The following is a 16,573-nucleotide window of genomic DNA, read 5'->3' as shown; positions in this document are numbered from 1 at the left end:
GGAAAAGACAGCCAATTCAACTGGCTGCCTTTTCCACTAGTTATTGCTCTTTTTTTTAATATTCGCATTCTATAATCAAGAGATTACGAGTCCGCCGATATCTCCGATGATTTGTCCTGTGATCCAACCCGAACCCGACCGCTTGAAGCATTCCATGTCATTTACCTCAACCAGGGCGGCTCATCAGCATTCCTGATGCGCGGCGCGACGCCCGTTTAGCCCGCGGCATCGCGCTGCGCCCAGCCTTATCCGCTCTACTGCGGCTTATTGCCGCTCGAATTTTTTGATCCCGGGCGGCAGCGACACGTTCGCCGGATTCGGCTCCTCCCGCTTGTCAGGCACGATTCGGCCGTCCACCAAAATCGCCATATAGACGAATTGCGGGCTAAGCTGATCTGGAGCTTCCATGGTCTTGTTGAAAAACATCGTTTGGTCGTTTATCAAAAGCGGAAGGCCGCTACCTTGCACAGCACTGCCGACGTATTGCTTGTACGGGCCGATGCTGCCCTCTTCTCTCACATCGAGCCCTGTAAGCATGTCGAGCGTAAGCGGCGTGTTCTGACCGTGACGCATATTCACCTTGCCGGTTTCGCCAACCGGCATATCGCCAGAGACGTCGACTGTGGCGTAGCTACCCACCGCCGTCTCCAGAATGTTCACGAGTAACTCCCAATCTTCCTCAGCGTCCGGAGGATACACGGTCAGGAATTTGTCGATGGGCTTCTGAGTGTTGGTGAAGTCGAACTTATGGGATACCTTCCAAGACATCAGCAACGGACTGACCGCCTGCGCAATCGCCAGCCGCTGTGTGGCATCGCCGGAGCCTACATGTGCCTTCCAGCTCACGTGCGCCATTTCCCGCATGCCCCATGATAAATAGTTGCGGTCGAGCTTGTACCCCTGCCCTTGCAAATAATCCTTCAGGGTGATGGCAGCTTTCACTTCCTTCTTCTCCACGTCCTTTCGCACAGTAGCAAGCCTCTCGCCGCCGCGGAACGCCTCTGCGTGCCGGCGGCCCTCCCGTCCGACGGTGGAAGGGACCTCCACCTCTTGAATTACGCCCCGCCTCTTACGGATGTCGGCCAGAATTTGCTCTACCTTGGCCAGCTTGGCCGGGTCTTTCTTCTTCAGCTTCTCCTTGCTTGCTCTCAGGTCGTAGCTTGCCCGCCAATCGCCAATAATAGCTTCAATCTTCTGCATCCGCTCTTCCTGCGCCCGATAATCCGTGTCGCCCAGCTTCTCATAGGCGACAAGCGCGTCATCCAGATTGCCCCACGACGTCTTGCCGAACACCTTCGTGCCGGCCTTCAGACCTTCATCGTGCAGTTCCTTGCTCGTTGGCAGCCCTGGCGCTCTTTGAGCGCCTACTGCCGGCGGAGCGGCGGAAATCCGCATGCCTCTCTGCAGCAGCTCCCCCACCATCCGGTTACCCACCGTCCGCTGCAACTGCATCCAGTCGCCATAGGTTGCGGCCTGCTGCGCCGTCCCGCCGGCCGTTCGTTCACTGCCCGTGCTTTCACTCTTCCCCGCGCCCCGTTCGGGAGGCTGATGCCGCACCCCTGCCATGCCAAAGCCCCTCCTTCAAAATGGTAATTACCTTACTATTATAATTCTTTATTTGTTTATATTTTCCTTTTTATGTAACTATCCTGCCCAGTGATTACTACCTTTTTTTTCAACTTAAAAAAACCGCTTTTAAACAAGCGATTTTCGAAGGATATATTTGTGTTATCTGCAACTTCTTAGTTTGTTCCTTTTAATCTATATAGGTTGTTTCCAAGCTTATTTAAAGCATCTTAATTTCATTGTTAAGCGATTTATAAATCTCATTCAAAACATTTCCCATTGCGTCCCCTGCTCAGAATGGATAGTTATGTTTTATTATAAGTACATTTTCCAATTAATTTGTCTTCAATTTAGCTGTCGACTGTGTATCCTTCAGCTCGATACTGAGTTTGAATATGTCATAAGGTGAAATTTTAAATGGAGTCACTTCAACTGTATAGGTATCCCCTTCGGGCTTTGTTTGAATAGCAAAATTTTTCCCGGAATTTACCTCAAAAGAACCTAACGTCTTATTAGTTTCTCCGCTAGTTTAACGTTCATCTATGGTTTGTCTTGTTGATATTTTTCAAAGTCTTTTTCTGGCAAGTTTGTGTTAAGGGACGCATACTGAATCGCAGATGTTTTTGTTTTCGCGTGAAAGGTCAATGTATTATAGCCGATAAGATATACAATATAACGGTTTCCATCAGTATCTGATTTGTCTGTATTTGGTTTACCTTGCATAGCAATTACATCTGGTAGTGAATAGGGCAAAACATTTCCCGAGATTTCTATTCTATAAGCTCGTTCATTTTGATTATCCTGTTTTAGGTAGTGGTACTGGTAACTTTGCCAGCGGTAAGCCTTGTCATTAGGTTCAAAATCTAAAGCTCATCCGGTACATCTCATTAGGAATGCTGCAATCCCCACCACCATGATCAACAGGTCTTCAATGGTTTTGGCTTTATGGTTTTCTGTAACTTGATATACTTTACCCCCTGCCATCACACGAAACTTCTCTGAATATCCCTGGATTTCATAAATTTCCGTTCCTTCCTGTAAAAATGCAGCGTCCCCATTCTTAGTCAGGTAGTCGGTGCACGTTACATTATCGGCCACACGGTATTGAACTTCACCCAGCTTCTTCCCCTTTTGCGTTGACTGATTTCCGATCTGCTGTTCGGCACCATAATGAATATCGTTGATCACTAAAAAATCAACCCAATCAATAATCGCGCCGCACTTTACGCCGATTTTTATTTTTCACCAATTCATCGTTCGATAACATCTGCATTTACTAATTATTAATATATAAGAAATAACAGTAAATGTATCGATTCGTTTGAAGGAGTGGGTTTAAATGTCCCGAAAGCATATGCCTTTCCTTTTAGCCGCGTTAACTGCATTTTTGCTGTACGGTTGTGAAATTGAATTGTCTCCCGAACAGTCTACTGCTGACCAATTATTAACAACACCTGCTGAATCACAAGTGCCGGTGTCTACTCCAATTCCAACTTTATTTCCAGTTTCAATTGCTTCGCCAGAGCCTCAACCCCTTTTGCAAGAACCAATAACGATCCTATATGCGGGAGACGCTATGTTTGACTGGTCTGTTAAAGAAGCAATCGCCCAGTACGGCCCTGATTTTCCATTTGTGCATATTAAAGAAGAAGTAGAGAAAAGCGACTTCGCATTCGTCAATCTGGAAAGCGCAGTTACGCTTGAGAATGACAAAGATAGCAATCAGATTTATAATTTCAAATCCAATCCGGAATCACTTATAGGGCTAAAAAATGCAGGATTTGACATGGTTTCAGTCGCCAATAATCATTCGATGGATTTTTTACAGAAAGGTTTCCTGGATACACTCGATAACCTGGACAAGGCGGGATTGCTCTATGTGGGGGGCGGTCTTAATGCCAAAGAAGCATACAGCGCGAAGAGCATCATTCTAAAAGGGAAAAAGGTGAAATTCCTAGCGTTCTCTCGCTTCATACCAACAGGAGATTGGTTTGCTGGGACGAATAAGCCGGGGATCGCTCAAGCCTACGATAGGAAACCGGTGCTGGATGCCATAGCCCATGAACGTGAGGACGCCGATTATGTGTTGACTTACATCCACTGGGGGGTGGAAATGAAAAACCAACCGGAAAAGTGGCAGCGCGACTTCGCTCGCCAAATGATCGATGCTGGAGCTGATGCGATCGTTGGCAGTCATGTGCATGTGCTGCAAGGGTTTGAGTTTTACAAAGGGAAGCCTATTGCTTATTCCATTGGCAATTTCCTCTTTCCTGACTATGTAAGCGGTCCGAAGGCGGATACGGGACTACTCTACCTAACGCTGAATGGCGACCGTATCGATATGTCCTTTCACCCTTATTACATCGAGAAAAATCAAATTGTTCCTAAGGGAGATGCGTATGTAAAAAAGCAGCAAACATATCTGGAGTCGATTTCCTACGGTGTGACCTTGGATGGACCGAATGTGCTAATGCAAGAAGGAATGGCAAGCCTACAATCAAATAATAAATAAAGTTCTTTTTAAACATGTAGTTATAAAAAGGAATAAAAGGAATTTAGAGGGATTTAGAGAATAGCTTATCCTAGTCTTCCTTTACGCATTATCTCCACAGCATATTACGTTGTAAAATATATCACACAAAATCGACAAGGAGTGTACTTGTGAATTATTCAACATTAACGAAATTCTTACCTTCTAGATTCAATCGCTTCCATGTAATTCTTATTTTCATTACCACCGCATTGCTTGTCTCGTTAATTGGATATATTCAAAAGGATATTGCGAATCCCCGTAATTATCACTATGAAAAACAGAAGGCTTCCAATGGCGTCGTCTTGCATACAATTCAGACTACTCCGGATAATGTTCGACTGCAGGCGATCGATATGAATGTAACGAAAACTCCTTATTACGGTATTAATGGGGGCTTTTTCTGGGAAGGAGCTCTGCTAAGTATTGCAGTTATCAATGACCAACCTTTGAAAGGAATGCCTGGCGATTACGGATCTGGCTGGTACAACACGGGCATTGACACTAACTTAAAGCGTGGAACACTTGTTTGGGATGACGTCACTAAACACTTCTCGATTCAAGTAGTCACACATGCCGGTGAGCTGACCGTAACAGATAAGCGGCGTTATTGGGCACAGGGTGGTGTCAGCATGAAGCTTAACGATAGCTTCGGCTGGGAGAGTGATATGATTTTAGAGCAAATGCCAGCCTATAACGAAGGTCATATGCGTACAGCAGTTGTTTATGATAGTCAAGAGAACATTTATATGATTGTAACACCTTCGTACTGTACGATTGGAGAATTCCGAGCAGCCATTCTCGAAAGCTTCAGTGATCGAAGGCTGGTAGACGGTATCTATTTGGACGGAGATGGTTCCTCTCAATTGCAATGTCGCTATGTCCGTTTGAAAGGTGATCAACGCCAAGTCTATCAGATGCTAACTTTAATCAAATAAGATGACCTCAATTACTGTCAAAAAGAAGTGAAAAGGCTACTGATACACAGGCAGCCTTGTTCTCGGTCATTATTAAGTTAAAGCTTTTCGTTAGTTAAAGTCCTTTTTGTCTTTATGCACCGAATGCGATGCAATAACCATTAATATCACGGATAGTCATTTCACTCCATCCTTCGGACCAATGAGGTCCATTAACAATTTCCACACCTTTTGATAGAAATTCCTCATATAAATGTTTCAATCCCACTGGGCTCGTATAGCAGAAGGCATCAAAATATAGTCCTCCTTCAACGGTCGAATTTGGTCGAACATCGCTGATCTGTTTTGCTTCGTGTAGAATAAATGTCACGGTTCCATGGTTCATATGTATATGACCACCAACATTTTCTTCAGTGAAGCCTATTCCTTTGTAATAATTAATTGAATCCTGTAGATTAGCAACAAGCAAAACAATAGACGGTCCTTTCAAGTTAACCGAAACTACACCATTTTCTCGCACGTATATCCCCACTCCCATTTACGATCGATATTTCTGAACTTGCTTTTTCAATAGCATCATCTGCCCAATATGGTATGCGTTATGGATACACAAATTTGATATCACACCCCACCACTGAGCATTGGAGTAGGTTGGCACTCTTTTTTCCAGCTTAGTATCGTCACAGTTCGTAATAACTTCTCGCCAGTGTACAAATCCATTGCTTAACTTCTGAATGGTCTCATTCCAACTTGCTTCATTCTGCTTCAGGTGATCCAATTCAAAAGTTTCATCGTTCGTTGTATTACTTTCAAGCAAATCATCATTAATAAACCGATTTAGCCACATTTCATTCCAGAAAATGAGATGGTTCGCAATCTCCCAGATGGAATGCGGATGGTCTTCTGCTTTCCAGACGGCATCATTTACAGATACATCATTTAAAATCGTTTTAGATGGTTTAAACCAACTTTCATCATTATGACAAGCAGCTAATTGATCAAGTAATACTTCCTTCACACTGGTCAATACTACCACCTCCAAAGGTATAATGTGCTGCAACAGACGTATTAAAGCTCCCTTTTGTCTTCACATATCATTAGTATATTGTCGTCAGGATCTCTGAAGGTGAAGAACGATATGTTATCATGTACTTCAATTTCTGTTATGATTTCAATTCCCTTTTCCTTAGCAAAAATATATGATTCCTCTAGGTTTTTCGTTTCAAAGAACAATTGAGTCTTAGAAGAATTTTTTTTGTCTTCTTTATGATTACTGTCTAATAACAAGGATGAACCGCCATCCATTTGTAAGCTATAAATTGTCCCTTCATGACTAGCTGATTGTGCTGGCAATCCAAATAACTCACTATACCATTTGATCGCTTTCGGCATATCACTAACATGAATAAACACAGCACCAATTCGATTTGTTATCGGACTACTGGTTATTTGACTCATACAACCTCTCCCTCATGGTTTTGTATTATTGAATAATTCTGACTTCATGTGAATTCAATGTTACCATAATATGGATTATAGATGAAGTGCCATTAAAATATTTCAGAACCCTTGCATCCAAAAGCGATTCTAAACGTATACGATCAAGAAAGGAGTTGTGAATGCATGAAAAACCCTGAGCATGTTCACCTTCCGGAAACAAGAAATGAGCTGCTTCAAGCAATTCATGAGATAGAATCATGGGAAGCTGAACAAAAAGACCTATGGTTTTGGGAAAAAATCGGAAGATTTCCTTTCCAAGTGTTGGACCGATTAACGCCGAAGTTTTTGAATAAAAAAATAGGTGAAGCACTGGACGAGCTTGGGAATTATTTGCAGGCAGGAGGCAGCTATCTTATTTCTGAAAAAGGAACATTGCGGGACATTGAAGATGTGCATCTTCGCAATAGGGTCGAGGGAGACCTAACAGATCTTACAGAGGGGCTTACGATAGAAAAGGTAGGAACATTACCTCTTCTTGTGATGGATCAAACGGCTAATGAAATTGTCCAAAATCGATCAAATCTGGCTACCATTCAAGGTGCAACAACTGGTATTGGCGGGATTCTGACACTCGCCATCGATATTCCGGCCATTCTTGGCCTGTCTTTGAAAACCATTCAAGAAATTGCGATCTGCTATGGTTATGATCCCAAAGAAAAGCAGGAGCGGATATTCACGATCAAATGCCTGCAATTCTCGTCCTCCGACATTGTCGGAAAAAAAGCCATTCTCGAAGAGCTTGCGGACTACGCCTCCACGGATAAGAAGAATGTACAAATAATCTCTCAGCTTCAGGGATGGCGCGAGGTATTCGCCACTTACCGCGATAATTGGGGTTGGAAAAAGCTGTTCCAACTCATTCCTATTGCCGGAATCCTCTTTGGCGCTTGGATCAATCGCGGAACGCTGAAGGACGTTGGCGATGCTGCGAAAATGCTGTATCGCAAGCGACGTATTCTTGAACGTTTACACGCCCAAGGGGATGGCTAGCTGAAACCATCGGAGTACCTTTTCGTACTAATAAGAAAAAGTCGAAGGAGGAATGAAAGTTGCTCAAATATTTATTTAGCAAACTATTAGGATCTTTTTTCCATTCCAAACGACGCAGACATTATCAGCATAGTAGCTCTAATTACAATGCCTATAATAATCGCCGATACTCCTCAAGTGACCATGCGGGGTACGGAAACAATCATCAAGGACATCGCTACTATAAAAATAGTCATCGAAGCTCCAGCTAATCCAAGCCGCGAAAGTGGCTTTTTTGTTTTTAATCCTTTAATAGCACGTCCAGATCCTCGATACATGACTGCGCGTTAACATACGGCGGATCGATTTGCAGTAATTTACGAATCACTTGCTTCGTCTGCCTTGTTACCGACAGTTCCTCCTCCCATCCAATTGTGGAGTCCTCCTGACCATCGTTCGATTCAAATGTCGAATAGAGCATAAATAGTAAAAAGTGACCGATTGCATACAGATCTAAAGTGATTGCTACGGTTCTTCTCCGTATTAGCTCTTCACTCGGTCCAATTTCTAACAGAGATGGCTCGCCTAAGCGGGCGGCTAAACCAAAATCAATCAGGGTCATACGTTCCCCGTATAAAAGGACATTAGGAATTCGAATATCCAAATGAACGATGCCTTTCTCGTGGATGAAGCGCACGATATCCAGTAAACTGCGTATAAGGCAAAGCGCATCCCTCTCTCCAAATTGAGCTCCCCGTTCAAAAATTAAATCCTCCACTGTCCGACCTTTTATATATTCGGTTATCATGTACAATCGATTAGATTCTTCGAAAGATGTGTAGCACCTTGGAATAGAGGGATGTTCTAACTGACTCATAATCTCTATTTCCCGGCGCAAAAGGTTTTGACCCAAGCGACCCTTACTCGGTTTTGCTAGCTTAGCGACGACTTCCTGACCGGACTTCCTATCCTGACATAAGTATGTTAAACCATAGCTTCCCATCCCCAGGAAACGTTCAATCTGATATTGATCTCGAATCACCTTACCTAAGCTTAAAGGATAGTCGATCCATGCTTCATATACTCGTTTCAAATAGGCCAACACGGTTAAGAACCCTCCTTCCTGCTACATTTTTTTTGAGCAATTTTGGAATGCCGTGTAGGCCATCAAACAAATTCATTCCACCCGAAAAACTATTTCTATACCTGTCGGTCTGTTCTTAAAGGGAGCACTATATTCCTTGAACATTAATTCAATTCCTGAAATATCGTCAGTTAGCGGCGGAGATACTACGTAGTTATAGGACGAATGTCCTGATGTACTTCCACCATTAGCCATTCGGCAGTCGTATTTTTCTCCTAAATACAACTCAAAATGACTGTGTTTATGCGGATTTGCTGGAAGGTCAGTTGTCATGTCCCAATCTATACTAAAAGTTATTACACTTGCATTGTTATATTGTCGTATAGAGGTTACCGAATAAAAAATAGCACCTTTTTCAATTGATTTTAATACAGGAATATGCTTTCTGAATCCAGATGGTTCAACCATAGGTTTAAAATGTTCTTCACTTCTCAAAGATCCAAATACTGCTTCCAAGAAATCCTCGTAGAGTCCAAAAGAACTTGCCCATTTAGAGATATACTCAAAAGGTGGAAAACCTGGATTATTCCCCGAAATTTCCTTCCGTTGTTTTAGCAACGCACAAATTTGCTCATCAATATTAAAAATTCGTTTATCATAATGTTCGGTTGGACGTTCAAATGGCATCCGTTTCATCATTGTCCTCCTTATACATGTTTTTCACTTTATTATTTATAAGAACGAAGCAAAGTGAATTGCTTGGCAAGATAAAGGGGCGTATACGGCATGTCCTTACGAAGCCAAGAAACGATCGTACCGATCAAGGCTGAAGATCCGTACCAAATGGCAATATCCTTTTGAATACCTGCCGTAGAAAGGAAGGATTCGTCCCCCATTCTCTCTACTCTTGCGGTTATCATTTCCGTCAGCAGGTTTAACAATCGATCCGTAAAGATCGGGGTACGTTTCGACGCAAGAATGATTTTATAAAATTTAGCATGTTCGGCAATATGTTCTAGCAAGTTCATCAGTATCGGCCAATCTTCTTCTTTTGTGGAATTCTGATTCCCAGGCGCGCATTCCAAAATTCCTTTAATGTCCTCGATCATATCATCCGCCATTTTCTCCAGCATATCCGGAATATCCCGATAATGAAGATAAAAGGTAACACGGTTGATGGTGGCGCGCTCTGCAATGCGATTTACCGAAATTTTCTCGATATCCATTTCCTGAAGCAATTCCACAAAAGCGTGTTTAAGCAATTGACGCGTACGGAGTATGCGTGGATCGGTGCGGGACGTTTTATTATCCATATATCCCTTTTTTTCCTTTTATTTGTTATCTAATTTATATTATGTAAATTATACTACTTACTGTAAATTTAGTCCACGATAGACTTGATAGGATCAAGGATGTTAGTACAAGTATGAGGCGTATAAATTGCATTGTACCGTATGAGTTCAATAAACAGCAGCAGTCTAGGACTTTAATTTTAAGCCCTGGTTGCCGCTGTTTATTTTATTTGGATCAGAGCTTTTCTAAAAAAAAAACAGGTTCATGCCCAATATAAGGGCACAAACCGGGTTATAGATCGTCTTATTCAGGCTTTGCTAAGAAAGCTTCTTAATATTTTAAAGCGAAATAAGATCCGTAGTTAGTTGGTTAAGACGCTCACAGCCATTATCTGTGACAAGGACCATATCCTCGATCATGATCGAGCCTAAACCGTGCCCATAGTATGGCGTCTCCAAGCAAATCACCATGCCTGGAAGAAACACAGCAGCCTCGGATGGACTAATGAAAGGTGCTTCTTCTGCGGCGAGGCTTAGACCCGCGCTGTGGCCGAGATGGCCGCGGTTGTAATTCGTAAGCCCCGAGGAGCGAATCAGTTTCATGACCTCTTCAAAGGCATTCTTCATTGGCATCCCTGGCTCGATGATCTGCAGTAAACGGTCGTGTCCCACCCTTAGTGCGCTGTGAATACGCTTCGCCAAATCCGAAGGGGGACCCAGCACGAAGGTGCGGGCGATGTCGGAGCCATATCCGGACACATCAACACCTACATCAAATTTAATCAAATCCCCAACTTCACTTGGACGTGTGTCAAATACATGCGCAGGAGCAAAATTGGCTCCTACGGAAACCATATGAAAACGTGCGGTTGAACCATCCGGATGTCTCATCAAAGCTTTGCGGAAGGCTTCAACGATCTCCGCGGCTGAGGTTCCTACCTCAATTTCACGTACCGCGGAAACGATGCCTTCCTCTGCATAAGTGCAAGCTTTACGCAGCTGCTCTATCTCCCACGGGGTTTTTATCGCACGCAGCTTGATAAAGATTGGGCTAGCTTCTACCAGCTCGGCTATTCCGGGGCAGGCTTGCCGTAACGCCATGACGGACGGGTATCGCATCGAGCTTAGCTCGACAGCGATTTTCCCATGGGAAGCTCCATTCTCTGCGAGCACCTGACTGAGCACCCCGAACATTTCCTCCGCTTGGGGGGATACCGGCCGCTTTCCTTGGAATTTGTCGCCGATCAAACCCAGCGGGTCATCAACATCCACCCAGGTGGGATACGTTCGCACCTCATACCCTGAAGGATGGTTCACGACACCGGCCGCTTCAAAATCATTCATGATCAAGATCGTCTTACGGGTAGGATCACGAAACAGGACGACGAGTGCAACTTCACTCATACGCAGGGTATACATGAATGCGCTTTGGTAACCGGAAAGGTAATAAAAGTTTTCACAGCTAGAGGAAACTAGAGCGTCGATCTGTTCGTTCTCCATGATCAATCTGGCTCGCTCTGAAATGGTTTGTAAATGATCCTGATCAATATGGACCACAATCTCAACTCCTTCGGATTAGGCTTTCCTATCTCCGTATGTTAAACAGGCTCCTGTGCCATCTGTCGCAAAAATTTGCGAGCCCGCTCGGTTTGCGGCTGAACAAAAAATTGCTCTGGGGATCCTTCCTCCTGAATGACGCCTTCGCTCATAAAGATAACTCGATTTGCCACCTCTTGCGCAAATTTCATTTCATGAGTGACCACGATCATCGTCATGCCCTCGTTAGCCAGCTGCCTCATAACCGACAAAACTTCGCCGGTCAATTCCGGGTCAAGTGCCGAGGTCGGCTCGTCAAACAGCATAATTTGAGGCTGCATCGCCAAAGCACGGGCAATCGCAACCCGCTGCTGCTGACCGCCGGAGAGCCGGGAAGGATATTCATGCTTCTTCTCGGCCAAGCCCACTTTATTCAGTAATGACTCGGCTAGTTCAATTGCCTGCTCCTTAGGCATGTTTTTCACGGTCACTGGAGCCGTGATCACATTTTCCAGGACAGTCAAGTGCGGAAATAGATTAAAAGATTGAAAAACCATACCGGTTAAGTTACGAAGTTCCCGGATGGCTTTTTTCTTCGTCTGAGCATTCATCGAGTCATCCCACAGGATGTTGTCCACACGAATCGATCCCGCGTTAGGCTCTTCAAGGCCGTTAAGGCATCGAAGCAGCGTACTTTTCCCTGAACCACTAGGACCTAAGAGGACCACAATTTCTTGTGAATTAATGCGGAGGTTAATATCCTGCAGCACAGTCAAAGCATCGAATCGTTTACTAAGATGGTTTACTTCTATCAAGCCCACTCACACCCTTAATAAGCCTTTGATAATTTTTTCTCGATGCGGTTAAGAATATTAGAGAAGAACATGCTCATTAGCCAGTACATGAGAGCAATGGAAATATAAAATGGCATGGCAATATAATATTGCGCGATAAGCAGTTGGGCTGAGCGCAGCAGCTCAGTTACTGTCACAATAGAAACGAGCGAAGTCTCTTTCAGCATGCCTATAAATGTATTGCCCATAGGGGGAATTGCCACTCGGGCTGCCTGCGGAAGAATAATCTTGCGCATCGTTTGCCAAGGGGACATGTTCAGGGATAAAGCCGCTTCCGTCTGACCCTTAGGCACAGACAGGATAGCGCCCCGAAATGTTTCAGATAAATAGGCGCCGATATTAATACTAAGTGAAATATAGGCCGCTGTGAGCGGCCCCAGTGTAATACCGTAATCAGGTAAACCATAATAAATAATGAAGATCTGCACAATGATCGGGGTTCCGCGGATGATGGAAACATACCCTCTGGCCAAATTGCTGATCAGCCGATTTCCTTTTAACCGGGCAATGGCTACGAACAGAGCGATAAAAAATCCAAAGAACATCGAGACGATTGTGATAAGTAAGGTATAGTATGCGCCTTTGAAAAGAAAGCCTAAGTTATCTAAAACGAGTTCCATTCTTGCGGCCTCCCAAGGCTTTAGTACTTAAAAATTAGGATCGACACCAAACCATTTTTGGTGAATTTCCTTCAGCGTTCCGTCCGTTTTCATCTCGCTTAAGGCTTTATTGATGGCTTCCACCAGCTCTGGATTGTTTTTGCGGGTAGCTACGCCTGCGAAGTCTTCCTTGATCGGCGCTCCTACCGCTTTAATATTAAGCTTGTTTTTATCCATTAGAGGTTTCAGTGCAAAGATATTGTTGATGGTCGCGTCAATTCTTCCAACGTTCAGGTCCATCAAGGATGAAATGACATCGTTGTACGTGGCGATTTCAAAATTTCCGACCTTCGGCATAGCCACATCACGCAAATATTTCTCATCGTTCGTACCGAGACCGATTCCGATCTTCTTGCCTTTGAAATCCTCAACCGCTTTGATTGTGTTGTTATCACCCTTTACAACGACATTCACCGAGTTCTTAATATAAGGATTGGAGAAATCCATTGTTTTCTTACGGTCTTCAGTAATGGTCACCTGGCTTATCAATACATCGTATTTCTCTTTTTGTAAACCTTCAATTAAGCCAGAAAATTCACCGGTAATGAAATCGGCCTGTACACCAAGCTTCTTCGCAACATTCTTAGCGATGTCGGCATCGTAGCCGTCTACTTCTTTCTTGTCATTCAAAAAGTTGTAGGGAGCATAGGTACCCATTAAGCCCACTTTGATTTTGCCGTTTTTCTTGATTTGCTCAAGCAGGTTTGCTGATGCCGGAGACACGGCTGGTGTGTTTTTAGTATCGGTTGTGGGACTTGTCGCCGGCTGTTGTGTTGTTTTTCCGCACCCGACTAACGCTAAACCAACGATAGAAAGTAACGATGCCGCTTTGAATACTTGTATAACCTTGAATGTCATTTTCAATACACCCCTATATGATTTTTTACTTGTTAACCTAACAATCCCCGGAATTCGAACCGTGCCGTTTCCTCGGCTATTTCCGAGGGCGTGTATGCGGATGTATAATCAACATCCTGCATAGGTCCGAACAACCATTTGGTAAGGACTCCTGTAATTAACGAGACGAGTATGTTTACACGAAGAGTTACGTCTGAGAAATGCGGAAGCATCTCCAACTCGATGGCTCGGTTTACATTGTTCTTGAAGGCTTCCTCGAATGCGATCCACGTTTCCGAAACAGCTTCCCTGACCAAGGGGTCTGCGCCCTGGCCTTTGATAAGTAAAAATGCCATCAAATTCCGGTTATAATTGGCGAACTCGAACAAATCCGTCAGCAATTTTGCAGACGAGCTAACCATATCGTCTACAGAGCCTGCATGCTTGCGATAGCCTTGTTCAATCACTTGTGTTAGCTTCTCTTTACCGTTCTCGATCAGACGGACCGCGAGCTGCTCTTTGCTTTTAAAGTACCAGTAAAACGTTCCCTGAGAAACGCCCGCTGCTTTGACAACGTCAGAAATCTTCGTATTGTGATATCCTTTGCGTGCAAATAGCTCTAATGCAGTGTTCATCAGAACCTGCTCTCGCTGCTGTTCGTCATTCAATATTGATGCCAGTTTCAAGAACCCCTTTCCACTGACTGACGAGTCAGTTAAGTTAATTCCGATTGGTTTACTATAGTATAAGAAACTCCTGTAGTCAAGTCGTAAATATATACTCATTCAACTTTTTTGAATATTTTTATGATGCGTTCGGGAATGAGATAATATTCTTGTCAAAATCGGCAATGAAAAAAATCCGCAATTTAGGCGGATTGTAATGGCATAATATTCTTGTCACCCGATAAGTCACCTTATCAGTCAGCATTCGGTCACCTCCATACAAAGAGATAACTTCTTACTTTTATATATACTTTTTTACTTTATCCTTCCATGGATGAAAACACCCGTTTGGCTGCTCCTATCGCCCCCGCCAGATTGCCAAGTTCCGCCGATTTTACCTCGATGCCAAGCTGTAACTGCTTTACTTTGGTCGTGAGCAATCCCCACCAGTACTCCCGGGAATCGACAAGTTCCTATATTTTCAACCGCTGCATTCTGAATTCTTGAGGCGTCGTTTCATTCTGCTTCTTGAAGAAGCGGATGAAGGCTAGTGCAGAGTTGTAGCCGAGTTCGGCGGCGATTTCGTTCACTTTCATAGCGCTGCCAATGAGCAGCTCCTTCGCTTTCAAATTCCGATAATCGATGATGTAGTCAGATAACCCGATACCGGTCATTTGCTTATACAGTCTAGAAAAATACGACGGATTCAGTCCGACGTGGTCCGCGATCGCATTAAGAGAAATATCCTTGGAAATATGGGCATCGATGTACCGATGAGCTTTTTGCACAACTTCCGCGGGAAGCATCGCGCCTTGGACTGCGTTCCAGTCGAACAGGCAATCTGCCGTTTGCATAAAATATTGCCTTAAGAAAAGCCATGAGTTTTTATCGCCGTACTGTAACAGCGGGGACAAATCATGAACCGCGTTCAAATATGCGCGCAACTCTGAGCTTTTATTGATGTATGCCAGAAATACAGCGGCCATGGAGTGATAAAGCTCCTTTTTCCGCTCGTACGGGCAGTTTTCCTCGCCCCAAATCTCCGTCAATTCCAGATAAAGTTTGTAAAATTCTTCACGGTGGCAGTTCTCCAGGGATTTGGTGAGAAGCTGCACGCGGGTATAATGGAAAAAATCGTTCTGCTTATCTGCTGCCGTACCTTCCTCCACCCGTCTGATGTCGGAATCGCTCAAAATAACCTCGCTGGACAATCCCATTCCGTAGACGAATCCATATTTCAAACTATGAAACCTTTCGAAAACACCGCTCCATGCCGTATGCTCACTGCTTAGAATAAAAGAGACTGGCAGCTGCAGCAGCTTCTTGCACGTTCGCTGAATCTTCTCGAGCATGCCGCTTACATACGTGGATGTTTGTTTCCATATCAAGTCGGATGAAACCTGTTGCGTTGACGCATCGTTCACGCCTAATGGTTGGATGAACCATACGATTTTGGACTGGTCGTACACATAAGAATAACTACGCACGTATGGCGACAAAAACTCCTCGGTAACATTTTGCACGGCGTAAATAAGCAGCGCTTTATCCGGAGCCGTTATCATGTCCTTCCAATCATCGACCCGTCCAAGCAGCAAAATAATCGGCATGTCCGCCCGCAGCGGCATATCGATATCTTTGAAGTGGTTCTCTATTTGGCTTCTAGTTACAGATTTGCCCTGAAGAAGTCCTGAAATGTAATCTTTCTGCAGCGATGGCAGAGCCAACCGCATCCGGTTATTCGCTCTCTCAAACATTCGCAGCTGATCGTATTCCTCTTCGAACTTCTCGATCGCCCGTTCAACCGAACGGATGATTTTCTCATCGCTTTCGATCTTCAATATATATTCGAAGCTGCCGTATTTGACGGCGTTCTGCACATAATGGAAATCGTTATAGCCGGTTAAAAAAATGACTTTACAAGCCGGCCACTGGGCTTTAATTTCCTGCAGCAGCTCGATCCCTTCAAGACCGGGCATTTTAATGTCGGAAATGACGATATCGACCCGGTTGTTCTGAAGTACCTCCAACGCCTCCTCGCCGGAATAAGCCTTTAGGATGTCGAGATCCAGATCATCCGATTGTTCAAAAAGCTCAATCAGGCCATCAACGATGATCGGAAGATCGTCGACGATAAGCAATCGGTACATACATTCCCCTCCTCAAG

19 protein-coding genes are annotated in these 16,573 nt (G+C 44.2%); 3 read left to right on the top strand and 16 right to left on the bottom strand.

Going from position 1 to position 16,573, the window contains the following annotated elements:
• Nucleotides 1-264: 264 nt before the first annotated feature.
• The 3 genes from AC58UU_RS21950 to AC58UU_RS21940 form a co-directional block, all read right to left on the bottom strand.
• Nucleotides 265-1,566 (bottom strand): hypothetical protein, encoded by a 1,302-nt coding sequence (locus AC58UU_RS21950; protein ID WP_497318843.1) that lies wholly within the window; start codon nt 1,564-1,566, stop codon nt 265-267.
• Between the two features lie 540 nt (nt 1,567-2,106).
• Nucleotides 2,107-2,319: a hypothetical protein gene (locus tag AC58UU_RS21945; protein WP_497318842.1), complete on the bottom strand. Its 213-nt coding sequence runs from the start codon at nt 2,317-2,319 to the stop codon at nt 2,107-2,109.
• A 117-nt stretch (nt 2,320-2,436) separates the two neighbouring features.
• Nucleotides 2,437-2,754, bottom strand: a complete 318-nt coding sequence (locus tag AC58UU_RS21940) for a hypothetical protein (protein WP_497318841.1) — start codon at nt 2,752-2,754, stop codon at nt 2,437-2,439.
• A 151-nt stretch (nt 2,755-2,905) separates the two neighbouring features.
• Here AC58UU_RS21940 and AC58UU_RS21935 point away from each other — a divergent pair, with 151 nt between their 5' ends.
• A complete protein-coding gene (locus AC58UU_RS21935; protein WP_497318840.1) occupies nt 2,906-4,078 on the top strand; it encodes a CapA family protein in 1,173 nt (390 codons plus the stop codon).
• A 149-nt stretch (nt 4,079-4,227) separates the two neighbouring features.
• Nucleotides 4,228-5,034: a hypothetical protein gene (locus tag AC58UU_RS21930; RefSeq protein WP_497318839.1), complete on the top strand. Its 807-nt coding sequence runs from the start codon at nt 4,228-4,230 to the stop codon at nt 5,032-5,034.
• A gap of 112 nt (nt 5,035-5,146) precedes the next feature.
• Here AC58UU_RS21930 and AC58UU_RS21925 read toward each other — a convergent pair whose 3' ends face one another.
• The 3 genes from AC58UU_RS21925 to AC58UU_RS21915 are packed head-to-tail and all read right to left on the bottom strand — an operon-like array spanning nt 5,147 to nt 6,471.
• Nucleotides 5,147-5,533, bottom strand: a complete 387-nt coding sequence (locus AC58UU_RS21925; protein ID WP_497318838.1) for a VOC family protein — start codon at nt 5,531-5,533, stop codon at nt 5,147-5,149.
• 18 nt (nt 5,534-5,551) lie between these two features.
• Nucleotides 5,552-6,031 carry a DinB family protein gene (locus AC58UU_RS21920; RefSeq protein ID WP_497318969.1) on the bottom strand — a complete coding sequence of 160 codons (480 nt, stop codon included), beginning with the start codon at nt 6,029-6,031 and terminating at the stop codon, nt 5,552-5,554.
• Nucleotides 6,032-6,081: 50 nt separating this feature from the next.
• Nucleotides 6,082-6,471: a VOC family protein gene (locus AC58UU_RS21915; protein ID WP_497318836.1), complete on the bottom strand. Its 390-nt coding sequence runs from the start codon at nt 6,469-6,471 to the stop codon at nt 6,082-6,084.
• Between the two features lie 165 nt (nt 6,472-6,636).
• Here AC58UU_RS21915 and AC58UU_RS21910 point away from each other — a divergent pair, with 165 nt between their 5' ends.
• Nucleotides 6,637-7,503, top strand: coding sequence for an EcsC family protein (locus tag AC58UU_RS21910; protein WP_497318835.1), 867 nt, complete (start codon nt 6,637-6,639; stop codon nt 7,501-7,503).
• 280 nt (nt 7,504-7,783) lie between these two features.
• Here AC58UU_RS21910 and AC58UU_RS21905 read toward each other — a convergent pair whose 3' ends face one another.
• The 10 genes from AC58UU_RS21905 to AC58UU_RS21860 all read right to left on the bottom strand — a co-directional run bounded on the left by AC58UU_RS21905 (nt 7,784) and on the right by AC58UU_RS21860 (nt 16,556).
• Nucleotides 7,784-8,587, bottom strand: a complete 804-nt coding sequence (locus tag AC58UU_RS21905; RefSeq protein ID WP_497318833.1) for a serine/threonine protein kinase — start codon at nt 8,585-8,587, stop codon at nt 7,784-7,786.
• Between the two features lie 72 nt (nt 8,588-8,659).
• Entirely contained in the window at nt 8,660-9,265 is a 606-nt protein-coding gene (locus AC58UU_RS21900; RefSeq protein WP_497318832.1) for a hypothetical protein, read from the bottom strand.
• Between the two features lie 29 nt (nt 9,266-9,294).
• Nucleotides 9,295-9,879 carry a TetR/AcrR family transcriptional regulator gene (locus AC58UU_RS21895; protein WP_497318830.1) on the bottom strand — a complete coding sequence of 195 codons (585 nt, stop codon included), beginning with the start codon at nt 9,877-9,879 and terminating at the stop codon, nt 9,295-9,297.
• 318 nt (nt 9,880-10,197) lie between these two features.
• On the bottom strand, nt 10,198-11,415 hold the full coding sequence (locus AC58UU_RS21890) for a M24 family metallopeptidase (RefSeq protein WP_497318829.1): 1,218 nt from the start codon (nt 11,413-11,415) through the stop codon (nt 10,198-10,200).
• Nucleotides 11,416-11,456: 41 nt separating this feature from the next.
• Nucleotides 11,457-12,209 carry an amino acid ABC transporter ATP-binding protein gene (locus AC58UU_RS21885; protein WP_497318828.1) on the bottom strand — a complete coding sequence of 251 codons (753 nt, stop codon included), beginning with the start codon at nt 12,207-12,209 and terminating at the stop codon, nt 11,457-11,459.
• 14 nt (nt 12,210-12,223) lie between these two features.
• On the bottom strand, nt 12,224-12,868 hold the full coding sequence (locus tag AC58UU_RS21880) for an amino acid ABC transporter permease (protein ID WP_057302250.1): 645 nt from the start codon (nt 12,866-12,868) through the stop codon (nt 12,224-12,226).
• A gap of 27 nt (nt 12,869-12,895) precedes the next feature.
• Nucleotides 12,896-13,765, bottom strand: coding sequence for a transporter substrate-binding domain-containing protein (locus AC58UU_RS21875; RefSeq protein WP_497318827.1), 870 nt, complete (start codon nt 13,763-13,765; stop codon nt 12,896-12,898).
• Between the two features lie 32 nt (nt 13,766-13,797).
• Nucleotides 13,798-14,379, bottom strand: coding sequence for a TetR/AcrR family transcriptional regulator (locus AC58UU_RS21870; RefSeq protein WP_497318967.1), 582 nt, complete (start codon nt 14,377-14,379; stop codon nt 13,798-13,800).
• Nucleotides 14,380-14,548: 169 nt separating this feature from the next.
• Nucleotides 14,549-14,674 (bottom strand): hypothetical protein, encoded by a 126-nt coding sequence (locus AC58UU_RS21865; RefSeq protein WP_497318826.1) that lies wholly within the window; start codon nt 14,672-14,674, stop codon nt 14,549-14,551.
• A gap of 208 nt (nt 14,675-14,882) precedes the next feature.
• On the bottom strand, nt 14,883-16,556 hold the full coding sequence (locus AC58UU_RS21860) for a response regulator transcription factor (RefSeq protein WP_497318824.1): 1,674 nt from the start codon (nt 16,554-16,556) through the stop codon (nt 14,883-14,885).
• Between the last annotated feature and the right edge of the window lie 17 nt (nt 16,557-16,573).

Source organism: Paenibacillus sp. JT22N1 (assembly GCF_059692155.1).
The sequence above is the reverse complement of the archived record's forward strand: the minus strand, read 5'-3'. Positions and strand labels throughout refer to the sequence as shown.

Bases quoted from the DNA above. Each gene is read 5' to 3' on its own strand.
- AC58UU_RS21950 (WP_497318843.1), bottom strand. From the start codon at position 1,566: ATGGCAGGGGTGCGGCATCAGCCTCCCGAACGGGGCGCGGGGAAGAGT.
- AC58UU_RS21935 (WP_497318840.1), top strand. From the start codon at position 2,906: ATGTCCCGAAAGCATATGCCTTTCCTTTTAGCCGCGTTAACTGCATTT.
- AC58UU_RS21915 (WP_497318836.1), bottom strand. From the start codon at position 6,471: ATGAGTCAAATAACCAGTAGTCCGATAACAAATCGAATTGGTGCTGTG.
- AC58UU_RS21910 (WP_497318835.1), top strand. From the start codon at position 6,637: ATGAAAAACCCTGAGCATGTTCACCTTCCGGAAACAAGAAATGAGCTG.
- AC58UU_RS21900 (WP_497318832.1), bottom strand. From the start codon at position 9,265: ATGATGAAACGGATGCCATTTGAACGTCCAACCGAACATTATGATAAA.
- AC58UU_RS21895 (WP_497318830.1), bottom strand. From the start codon at position 9,879: ATGGATAATAAAACGTCCCGCACCGATCCACGCATACTCCGTACGCGT.
- AC58UU_RS21880 (WP_057302250.1), bottom strand. From the start codon at position 12,868: ATGGAACTCGTTTTAGATAACTTAGGCTTTCTTTTCAAAGGCGCATAC.
- AC58UU_RS21875 (WP_497318827.1), bottom strand. From the start codon at position 13,765: ATGACATTCAAGGTTATACAAGTATTCAAAGCGGCATCGTTACTTTCT.
- AC58UU_RS21870 (WP_497318967.1), bottom strand. From the start codon at position 14,379: ATGAACACTGCATTAGAGCTATTTGCACGCAAAGGATATCACAATACG.
- AC58UU_RS21865 (WP_497318826.1), bottom strand. From the start codon at position 14,674: ATGCTGACTGATAAGGTGACTTATCGGGTGACAAGAATATTATGCCAT.
- AC58UU_RS21860 (WP_497318824.1), bottom strand. From the start codon at position 16,556: ATGTACCGATTGCTTATCGTCGACGATCTTCCGATCATCGTTGATGGC.